At 60.4% G+C, this 9,235-nt stretch carries 10 protein-coding genes; 7 read left to right on the top strand and 3 right to left on the bottom strand.

Going from position 1 to position 9,235, the window contains the following annotated elements:
- Window positions 1-71 precede the first annotated feature (71 nt).
- Window positions 72-614 (bottom strand): oligoribonuclease, encoded by a 543-nt coding sequence (gene orn, locus ACW9JC_RS26225; RefSeq protein ID WP_457458618.1) that lies wholly within the window; start codon window positions 612-614, stop codon window positions 72-74.
- Window positions 615-721: 107 nt separating this feature from the next.
- Between orn and rsgA the strand changes: the two genes are divergently transcribed.
- The 4 genes from rsgA to ACW9JC_RS26205 all read left to right on the top strand — a co-directional run bounded on the left by rsgA (window position 722) and on the right by ACW9JC_RS26205 (window position 3,825).
- Entirely contained in the window at window positions 722-1,753 is a 1,032-nt protein-coding gene (rsgA, locus tag ACW9JC_RS26220; protein WP_150727887.1) for a small ribosomal subunit biogenesis GTPase RsgA, read from the top strand.
- 211 nt (window positions 1,754-1,964) lie between these two features.
- The gene (locus ACW9JC_RS26215; RefSeq protein WP_416130051.1) at window positions 1,965-2,372 is read left to right on the top strand and encodes a TIR domain-containing protein; all 408 of its coding nucleotides are present in this window, start codon (window positions 1,965-1,967) and stop codon (window positions 2,370-2,372) included.
- Between the two features lie 2 nt (window positions 2,373-2,374).
- Window positions 2,375-3,334, top strand: a complete 960-nt coding sequence (locus ACW9JC_RS26210) for a caspase family protein (protein WP_457458616.1) — start codon at window positions 2,375-2,377, stop codon at window positions 3,332-3,334.
- Window positions 3,334-3,825 carry a toll/interleukin-1 receptor domain-containing protein gene (locus tag ACW9JC_RS26205; protein ID WP_338584420.1) on the top strand — a complete coding sequence of 164 codons (492 nt, stop codon included), beginning with the start codon at window positions 3,334-3,336 and terminating at the stop codon, window positions 3,823-3,825. The genes ACW9JC_RS26210 and ACW9JC_RS26205 overlap by 1 nt, the downstream gene beginning before the upstream one ends.
- 49 nt (window positions 3,826-3,874) lie before the next feature.
- On the opposite strand, the gene motB is transcribed toward ACW9JC_RS26205, so the two are convergent.
- Together motB and motA are read right to left on the bottom strand one after the other, a co-directional pair.
- The gene (motB, locus tag ACW9JC_RS26200) at window positions 3,875-4,903 is read right to left on the bottom strand and encodes a flagellar motor protein MotB (RefSeq protein WP_457458614.1); all 1,029 of its coding nucleotides are present in this window, start codon (window positions 4,901-4,903) and stop codon (window positions 3,875-3,877) included.
- Window positions 4,904-4,906: 3 nt separating this feature from the next.
- Window positions 4,907-5,758 (bottom strand): flagellar motor stator protein MotA, encoded by an 852-nt coding sequence (gene motA, locus ACW9JC_RS26195; RefSeq protein WP_338584414.1) that lies wholly within the window; start codon window positions 5,756-5,758, stop codon window positions 4,907-4,909.
- 166 nt (window positions 5,759-5,924) lie between these two features.
- On the opposite strand from motA, the gene ACW9JC_RS26190 reads away from it, so the two are divergent.
- The 3 genes from ACW9JC_RS26190 to asd are packed head-to-tail and all read left to right on the top strand — an operon-like array spanning window position 5,925 to window position 9,200.
- Entirely contained in the window at window positions 5,925-7,463 is a 1,539-nt protein-coding gene (locus ACW9JC_RS26190; protein WP_457458612.1) for an HDOD domain-containing protein, read from the top strand.
- A gap of 42 nt (window positions 7,464-7,505) precedes the next feature.
- The gene (gene rhdA, locus ACW9JC_RS26185) at window positions 7,506-8,321 is read left to right on the top strand and encodes a thiosulfate sulfurtransferase (protein WP_457458610.1); all 816 of its coding nucleotides are present in this window, start codon (window positions 7,506-7,508) and stop codon (window positions 8,319-8,321) included.
- An 18-nt stretch (window positions 8,322-8,339) separates the two neighbouring features.
- Window positions 8,340-9,200: an archaetidylserine decarboxylase gene (asd, locus tag ACW9JC_RS26180; protein WP_457458608.1), complete on the top strand. Its 861-nt coding sequence runs from the start codon at window positions 8,340-8,342 to the stop codon at window positions 9,198-9,200.
- The last annotated feature ends 35 nt before the right edge of the window (window positions 9,201-9,235 follow it).

The raw sequence follows: 9,235 nt of genomic DNA, 5'->3' as shown, positions 1-9,235 counted from the left end.
TTTGCTTTTAAAAACAAAGATCAAAAGATCGCAGCCTGCGGCAGCTCCTACATGAGGAACGTGGGGCAGTATTAGAATTTGATGAAATGCTTGCGGTAATGCTGCAGCTCGGCGATCGATTCGCGGATGTCGTCCAGCGCCAGGTGGGTGCTGCCCTTTTGGAAGCTGTCGCGCACGTCCGGCGCCCAGCGTGCGGCCAGTTCTTTGAGCGTGGAGACGTCGAGGTTGCGGTAGTGGAAATAGCTTTCCAGGGATTTCATGTGCGTATAAAGGAAGCGGCGATCCTGGCAGATGCTGTTGCCGCAGATCGGCGATTTGCCCTTCGGCACCCACTTCTCCAGGAAAGCGATGGTTTCGGCTTCGGCTTCGGCCATGCGGATGCGGCTGTCGCGCACGCGCTGGGTCAGGCCCGAGTTGCCGTGAGTGCGGGTATTCCACTCGTCCATGGTGGCGAGGACCGCGTCGCTGTGGTGAATGGCGATCACCGGGCCTTCGGCCAGGGTGTTCAGCTCACTGTCGGTGACGATGGTGGCCATTTCGATGATGACGTCAGTGTCCGGGTTCAGACCGGTCATTTCCAGGTCGATCCAGATCAGGTTCTGCGAATTTTGCATGTGTCGGCTCCTAGGCAATGCTGCGCAGTTTAGCCTAGGCCGGTGGCCGGGCGTGCTAAACTCGCGGCCGTTTTACCTAATCGCTGCATTCTTGATACGGAACACCCATGGCCAAACGCCAACTCAATCGTCGTCAAAACTGGCGCATCGAAAAGATTCAGGGCGAGCGCGCTGCCCGCGCCGCCAAACGCGAGTCCTCGGCTGTCGAGGCACTTGAGGGTGGCGACCTGGGCCCGGAACAGCACGGCCTGGTGATCGCGCACTTCGGTGTGCAGGTCGAGGTCGAGGCCCGCGATGGCGAGTTGGCCGGCCAGGTGTTCCGTTGCCACCTGCGCGCCAACCTGCCGGCGCTGGTGACTGGCGACCAGGTGGTCTGGCGTGCCGGCAACCAGGGCATCGGCGTGATCGTGGCGCAACTGCCGCGCAACACCGAGCTGTGCCGTCCGGACAGTCGTGGTCAGCTCAAGCCGGTTGCGGCCAACGTCGACATGATCGTCATCGTGTTTGCGCCGCTGCCCGAGCCCCATGCCAACCTGATCGACCGCTACCTCGTAGCCGCCGAACACGCGGGCATCAAACCGCTGCTGCTGCTGAACAAGTTCGACCTGATCGACGAGAACAACGCCCCGGCGCTCAATGCCCTGCTGGCGGTTTACCGCACGCTCGGCTATCCAGTGCTCGAAGTGTCGGCTCACCACGGCAACGGCATGGAGCAACTGCAGAAGCAACTGGACGGGCGCATCAGCGTGTTCGTCGGCCAGTCTGGCGTCGGCAAGTCGTCGCTGGTCAACAGCTTGTTGCCGGAAGTTGAAACCCGCGTCGGCCCGTTGTCAGAGCTGTCGGGCCAAGGCACTCACACCACCACGACCGCGCGACTGTTCCACTTCCCCGGCGGCGGCGAGCTGATTGACTCCCCGGGTATCCGCGAATTCGGCCTGGGCCACGTCAGCCGTGCCGACGTCGAGGCCGGCTTCATCGAGTTCAACGATTTGCTCGGCACGTGTCGTTTCCGCGACTGCAAGCACGACCGTGAACCTGGTTGCGCACTGCTCAAGGCTCTGGAAGATGGCCGTGTGCAGCAGCAACGGATGAACAGCTATCGCTCGATCATCGCCAGTTTGCCGGAAAACGGCTACTAAACAGGCCCGTCCACCGCTCCGAACGAACGGGGCGGTGGATTGCCGGCTCTACTGTTTAATTCCCCTGCCAGCCAAACATCAGACCTTTCTGTAAGACGCCTGCACGCGTACTTGTAGGGCATTTCTCTTTAACTTCCACCCCCTTGTAGCCGCCAGCCATTGGCCTAAGTTCAAACCCTCTTCGCACTCCTGCGACACCGAGGGACAACCTTTGCAAACCTACCATTTGTTCATCAGCCATTCGTGGAACTACCCTCACGCCCACGACAATCTCGTGCGCCTGTTGAACGCGCAACCCGACTTCACCTTCAAGAATTTCTCCGTGCCGCCGCACAACCCGATACTCGGCGCCCGCACCGACAAGCAACTCGAAGAAGCCATCGAAAACAAGATCCGTCCCTGCTCCGCCGTCCTGATCATGGCCGGCATGTATTCCACCTACAGCAAGTGGATCAACAAGGAAATCGAGATCGCCAAACGCATGGGCAAGGTGATCATCGCGATCAAACCGTTCGGCGCCGAGCGGATCTCCACAGTGGTACGCAATGCGGCTCACGCCGAGTGTGCGTGGAACACCGGCAGCATCGTCAAAGCCATTCGCCTGCATACGGTGGCCTGATCATGCGCAAGGGACTGTTTATCGGCATCAACGACTACACCCATGTTTCGCGTTTGAACGGTTGCTGCAATGACGCCATGGCCATGGCGTCTGTGTTGAAGACCGACGCCAATGGCGATCCGAACTTCAAGAACATCGTGCTGACCTCCGCCGAGGACTACCTGGGCCGGGAAAAGCTCGAAGACCAGATCTGCGAACTGTTTTCCGGCGATTGCAATGTCGCGCTGCTGTATTTCGCCGGGCACGGCACCTTCGACACCGATACCGATGAAGGCATGTTGATCCCGCAGGATTACAAGAGCGCCAAGGACGGGATTCGCCTTAGCGACATTCTCAACTGGGCGAGCAAAGCCACGAAGATCAAAAACAAAGTGATCATTCTCGACTGCTGCCAGAGCGGCTCGGCCGGCGAGTTACGGGCCTTGCGCAGCGAGGGCAGCGTGGTCGGCGAAGGCATGACCATTCTCACAGCGTGCAAAAAGGAAGAGCCGGCCATGGAAGGCGGGCAGCACGGCGTGTTCACCGGATTACTGCTCCAGGCGCTGCACGGCGGCGCCGCGAACATCCTCGGCAAGATCACCCCCGGCAGCCTCTATTCGTTTGTCGATAACGCGCTCGATGCCTGGGAGCAGCGACCGGTATTCAAGACCAACGTGTCGCAGTTCATCTCCCTGCGCGAAGTGTCGCCGCTGATCCCCAAGGAAATCCTGCGCAAGCTGCCTGAATGGTTTGCCGAAGCGGAATCGGTGTACCCCCTCGCCCCCAGCTTTGAGCCCACCGAGCCTGAATTCAACCCGGAACACGGCGATGTCTTCGCCCAACTGCAAAAGTGCAATCGCCACAGCCTGATCGAACCGGTGGATGCCGAACACATGTATTACGCCGCCATTCATTCCACCGGTTGCCGCCTCACCGCGCTCGGCGCCTATTACCGCGAACTCGCGATCAAGGGACATTTCTGATGCCAGTGTTTATCAGCTACCGCCACATGGATCGCGCCTATGCGATCAACATCAACACACGCCTGATGCAGGCGAACATCAAGACTTATCTCGACGTGCTGGACGCCGAATCCCAGACCACCGACGACATCACCGGGGTCATCACCCGCAACATCAGCGAATGCACGCACCTGCTGGCAGTGGTCTCGGAGAAAACCGCGCTGTCCTGGTGGGTGCCGTTCGAAATTGGCGAGGCGACCATCACCAACCGACGCATCTGCTCATTCAAGACCGGCCCGACAGAGCTGCCGCTGTACCTGGACAAATGGCCGAAGCTGAGCAGTGAAAGGGACATCGAGTTCTTTATCGATGCGTATCGCAATGAATCGACGCTCAAGCGCTCGATGTCACTGGAATCGGTGACCGGCAGCGAGTCGACGCGCAGCGTGAACAGGACGAATGCCGATCGGTTCCATACGGATCTCAAGTCTCGAATCATTCGCGGATTCTAAAAGTCATCGCCCACAAAAAAGCCGACATCGCTGTCGGCTTTTTTGTGGGTCACTGCTTCGGAGGCTCACCCGGCTTCGGTGCCGGATCCTCAAACAGGTTCAACCGCTCGCGAAGCTCGTGGGCCGGCAGGGGTTCCTTGTCCGCCGGCAAGGCGTTCGGGTCGACCGGTGTGGCCGGAACCTCACCGGGTGCACCCGAACCTTGTGGGGCATCGGGTGCAGGCTCTGCGCCTTGCGAACCTTCGATGGCGCGCTGGGCTTTCTTGGTCAACACCACGATGTCGATACGGCGGTTGACCGGGTTGAACGGATGCTCGCGGTCGAACAGGGCCGACGAGGCATAACCGACTACCCGCGCCACCTGCGCGTCCGGATAACTACCCGCCACCAACGCACGGCGAGCGGCGTTGGCACGGTTGGCGGACAGTTCCCAGTTACCGAAATCGCCCTGGCCGCTGTACGGCTTGGCATCGGTGTGGCCGCTGATGCTGATCTTGTTCGGCACCGCTTTGATGGTGTCGGCCATGGCCAGCAGGATGTCTTCGAAATACGGTTTCAGGCGCGCACTGCCCGAGTCGAACATCGGCCGATTCTCGGCATCCACGATCTGGATGCGCAAGCCGTCCGGGGTGATCTCGAACATGATCTGATCTTTGAATTTCTGCAGCTGCGGGTTCTCTTCGACTTTGTTCTGCAATTCTTGCAGCAGCAGCTCGAGGCGCTCCTTCTCGACCATTTCGGCCATGCCTTCAACCTGCTCGGCGTCGACGGTGACCTTGTCCGGTTGCGGCTGGGATTTCACCTCGGGGTTGAGGGTGTTTTCCGGCGCCAGGGTCGGCGTACCACCCAGGTCGATGATGTAAGGCGTACCGCTTTCGGAAAAGCCGATCGGGTCCTTGAAGTAACCGGCGATGGCGATCTTCTGTTCCGGCGTTGCCGTGGACAGCAGCCACAACACCAGGAAGAACGCCATCATCGCCGTGGCGAAGTCGGCGAAGGCGATTTTCCAGGCGCCCCCGTGATGCCCGCCGGCGATGCGCTTGACGCGCTTGATGATTATCGGCTGATTGTTTTCCATAACTTAACGACCACGAACCGCTTGTTCCAGCTCGGCGAAGCTTGGACGGTGCGCCGGGTACAGAACCTTGCGCCCGAACTCCACGGCCAGCGATGGCGGCATGCCGGATGCCGAAGCCACCAGCGAGGCCTTGATGGCTTCGTAGACGTTCAGCTCTTCCTTGGCGTCGTGGGCCAGGGAATGGGCCAACGGACCAAAGAAACCGTAGGCAGCAAGAATACCGAAGAAGGTACCGACCAGCGCCGCACCTACGTGCAAGCCGATGGACTTCTGATCGCCCTCGCCCAGGGACGCCATGGTCACCACGATACCCAGTACCGCCGCAACGATACCGAAACCGGGCATGGCGTCGGCGATGCCGTTCACCGCGTGGGACGGGTGTTCAAGGTCTTCCTTGAGGCTGTAAAGCTCCATGTCGAACAGGCCTTCCAGCTCATGGGGAGCCATGTTGCCGGAGGACATGATGCGCAAGTAATCGCAGATGAATGCGGTCATGCGCTCGTCTTTCAGGACGGTCGGATACTTGGCGAAGATCGGGCTCGCAGCGGCATCTTCGATGTCGCCTTCGATGGCCATCATGCCTTCGCGGCGGCTTTTGTTGAGGATCTCGTAGATCAGCCCCAGCACTTCCAGATAGAAGCCGTGAGTGAAACGCGAGCCGAACATGCTCAGGGATTTCTTGAGCACGTGCATCGTCATGTAGCCGGGGTTGGCCTGGAGAAATGCACCGAGCGCCGCACCGCCGATGATCAACACCTCGAAGGGCTGGATCAGGGCAGCAATTTTGCCGTGGGAGAGCACGTATCCGCCGAGCACGCTCGCGAATACGACGATGATGCCGATTATTTTAGCCATAGGTAGGAGAGCACTTACTGAGTCGGGTTCAAGGTCATATTCGGAAGTTAAAAAATCTCTTCTTCTACTTATCGGCAAAACTGCGCCAGACTATAGCCAGTTCAGGCGAAAAGCCACTTCGACCCACTCCGGGCCCCGTTAATGCTGAAGATGATCGCCTCCCGACATGGTTAACGAAACGAACGTCCCGACTCCAAAACCGACCACTCTTGAAGGCTGGGTCAAGCTTCTGGATGGCGTGCGCCTGCCGGTTCCGCAGGCCAGTCACGACCGTGTCTGCCGTGCGATCCGCGACAGCCGCAGCTCGTTGCGCGACATCGCCGACTTGATGCAGGACAGTCCGGCCCTGGCCTTGAGCGTAATTCGCGAAGCCAACCGGCACACCCATGGCAGCATGACCGAGCCGGCGGAAAACCTTGAGATCGCGATCAGTCGCCTCGGACTGAAACGTACCGAAGAACTGCTCGAGCGCTTGCCGGCCGAACCCATGGCCGAGATTCCGAAAGCCCTGCGCCAGCTGCAAATGATCAGCCAGCACGCCACGCAACAGGCCAACGGTTTCTTCTCCAGTCGCCTGGCGCGACTGTGGCAGGACATCCATTGGGGCAGCCTGCTGTTTCTGTCGCCGCTGTGGCCACTGGCGCTGACGCATCCGCAATTGCTCGAAGAGTGGGAACTGCGGGTCATCCATAAAGGTGAGTCGGCGCGCAAAGTCGAAAAGCAATTGTTTGGCACGCGCCTGCTTCAAATCGGCCTGGCCCTGGTGGATATCTGGCGCCTGCCGATCTGGGTGCAACAAGGCTATAAACTGTTGCTCGCCGAGCAGCGCGAACTGGTCAAAGTCCTGCGCATTGCCCGCGACAGCGAGCATCCACTGCGTCAACAAAATCGCCTCGATGACGATCCGACGCTGCGCCGTTGGCTCAACCAGCCGGCCAACACCGTGTTGCTGGCCAATGGGTTGGCGCTGTCGGCACAACAGGCCTGGGACAGTCCGCACAGCGAGCGCTGGCAGTACCTGACCAGCCTTTATCTGCAAATGCCGATGGACGAAGTGCAACAGCAATTGCACCAGCAGGCTGCCAACAGCGCCCGCCATCACGCCATGCCCGACCTCTGGCACCCCGCCGTTGCGTTGCTCTGGCCGTGGGGTACGAATCGCGTTCATGCCGGTTTATTGCCGGCACCGGCACCGACCGCCGAAGATCTGACAAAGTGGCGCAGCCAGTGCGCCGAGCTGCTGGTCGAACCGAGTCGCTTCACCAACGCCATGCACTTGACCACCTCTGCCCGCGATGCGCTGGTCGCGTGCGGCATGCGTCGGGTAATGATTTTGATGGCCGACCGCACCCACGCCAATCTTCGGGTCCATCAGACGGCGGGCTTGCCGAAAGAAGTCGCCGGGTTGAACATCGCGGTCAGTCAGAGCACCGTGCTGCAACGACTGCTCGCGCAACAGGCCCAGGTGCGCCTGACGCCAGCCAACAATGCGCAATTTTCCGCCCTGCTGCCCAACACCCTGCGCTCGCAGTTCAGCGGCGAGCACCTGCTGCTGCGTTCACTGGTCAACAATGGCCGGGTGATCATGATTGTGGTGGCGGATCAGGGCGGCGGGCCGTTTTCGGAAATCACCGTACAAGCCTTCGGCAAAACCGCTCAGTGCATTGAGAAAGCGCTGCACAGTTTTAGCCGACGCGGCCAATGACGCTACGCTACAATCCTCCCTTTTGTGCCCTGGAGACCTCACATGTCTGACTTCTCTGGCTTGCCGCTGGTGATCGAACCGAGCGACTTGCTCCCTCGTCTCGACGCCCGCGAACTGATTCTGGTCGACCTGACCAGCAGCGCCCGCTACACCGAAGGGCATATCCCCGGCGCACGTTTTGTCGACCCCAAACGCACGCAACTCGGCCAGGCGCCTGCGCCCGGACTAATGCCGCCGCAAGCGGCACTTGAAGCGCTGTTTGGTGAGCTGGGACACAACCCCGATGCGGTCTACGTCGTTTATGACGACGAAGGCGGCGGTTGGGCCGGGCGTTTCATCTGGCTGCTGGATGTCATCGGCCACAGCAAGTACCACTATGTCGACGGTGGATTGCCGGCCTGGCTGGCAGCAGGTTTGCCGATGTCGATTCAGATCCCGGCGCACGTTGGCGGCCCGGTTGCATTGACGTTGCACGACGAACCCACCGCCACCCGCGAATACCTGCAAAGCCGCCTCGGCGCTGCCGACCTGGCGATCTGGGACGCGCGCGGGCCGCTGGAATACTCCGGCGAGAAAGTGCTCGCAGCCAAGGGTGGTCATATCCCCGGCGCGGTCAATTTCGAGTGGACGGCGGGCATGGATAAGGCACGCCAACTGCGTATCCGCAGCGACATGCCGCAGATCCTGGAACAACTGGGCATTACGCCTGACAAAGAAATCATTACCCACTGCCAGACCCACCACCGGTCGGGCTTCACTTATCTGGTGGCCAAATCCCTCGGTTATCCGCGGGTCAAAGGCTACGCCGGTTCCTGGGGCGAATGGGGCAATCACCCCGACACCCCCGTCGAGCTTTAAGGTTTTTAAGGACACCCAATGAAAGAACGTTTGTTTATCCTCAGCCAATACCTGCTGCCCCACCACTTGCTCTCGCGATTGGCCGGCTGCATCGCCGAATGCCGCGTGCGCTGGTTCAAGAACGCGTTCACCGCGTGGTTCGCCAAGCGTTATCAAGTGGACATGTCCCAGGCGCTGGTCGAAGACCTGACCGCCTACGAGCATTTCAACGACTTTTTCACCCGCGCCCTGAAAGACGGTGCCCGTCCGCTCGACGAAACACCGGGCGCAATCCTCAGCCCGGCCGACGGCGCGGTCAGCCAGCTCGGCCCGATCGAACATGGTCGCGTGTTCCAGGCCAAGGGCCACAGCTTCAGCGTGCTGGAGTTGCTGGGTGGTGACGCGGCCAACGCCGCGCCGTTCATGGGCGGTGATTTCGCGACGATCTACCTGTCGCCGAAGGACTACCACCGCGTGCACATGCCGCTGGCCGGCACCCTGCGCGAGATGGTCTACATTCCAGGCCGCCTGTTCTCGGTCAACCAGTCCACCGCTGAAAACGTGCCGGAACTGTTCGCCCGTAACGAGCGCGTCGCTTGCATTTTCGACACCGAGCGCGGGCCGATGGCCGTGGTGCTGGTGGGCGCGATGATCGTTGCGTCGATTGAAACCGTGTGGGCCGGCCTGGTTACGCCGCCGAAACGCGAGCTGAAAACCTTCCGTTACGACGAAGCTTCGCGCGCGCCGATCCATCTGGAAAAAGGCGCTGAGCTGGGCCGCTTCAAACTGGGTTCGACCGCTGTCGTGCTGTTCGGGCCGGATCAAGTGAAGTGGGCTGAAGAAATGACTGCCGGTACGGCGGTGCAGATGGGTCAGGGCATGGGCTCACCGAAAGCCTGATCCATACGCTGATCTAAATGATGTAGGAGCTGCCG

Source organism: Pseudomonas sp. SDO5591_S426, from assembly GCF_054070755.1.
This window is presented reverse-complemented; position numbering and strand designations above follow the sequence as displayed.

Coding starts and splice junctions, on each gene's coding strand:
- orn (WP_457458618.1), bottom strand. CDS start 614: ATGCAAAATTCGCAGAACCTGATCTGGATCGACCTGGAAATGACCGGT.
- rsgA (WP_150727887.1), top strand. CDS start 722: ATGGCCAAACGCCAACTCAATCGTCGTCAAAACTGGCGCATCGAAAAG.
- ACW9JC_RS26210 (WP_457458616.1), top strand. CDS start 2,375: ATGCGCAAGGGACTGTTTATCGGCATCAACGACTACACCCATGTTTCG.
- ACW9JC_RS26205 (WP_338584420.1), top strand. CDS start 3,334: ATGCCAGTGTTTATCAGCTACCGCCACATGGATCGCGCCTATGCGATC.
- motB (WP_457458614.1), bottom strand. CDS start 4,903: ATGGAAAACAATCAGCCGATAATCATCAAGCGCGTCAAGCGCATCGCC.
- motA (WP_338584414.1), bottom strand. CDS start 5,758: ATGGCTAAAATAATCGGCATCATCGTCGTATTCGCGAGCGTGCTCGGC.
- ACW9JC_RS26190 (WP_457458612.1), top strand. CDS start 5,925: ATGGTTAACGAAACGAACGTCCCGACTCCAAAACCGACCACTCTTGAA.
- rhdA (WP_457458610.1), top strand. CDS start 7,506: ATGTCTGACTTCTCTGGCTTGCCGCTGGTGATCGAACCGAGCGACTTG.
- asd (WP_457458608.1), top strand. CDS start 8,340: ATGAAAGAACGTTTGTTTATCCTCAGCCAATACCTGCTGCCCCACCAC.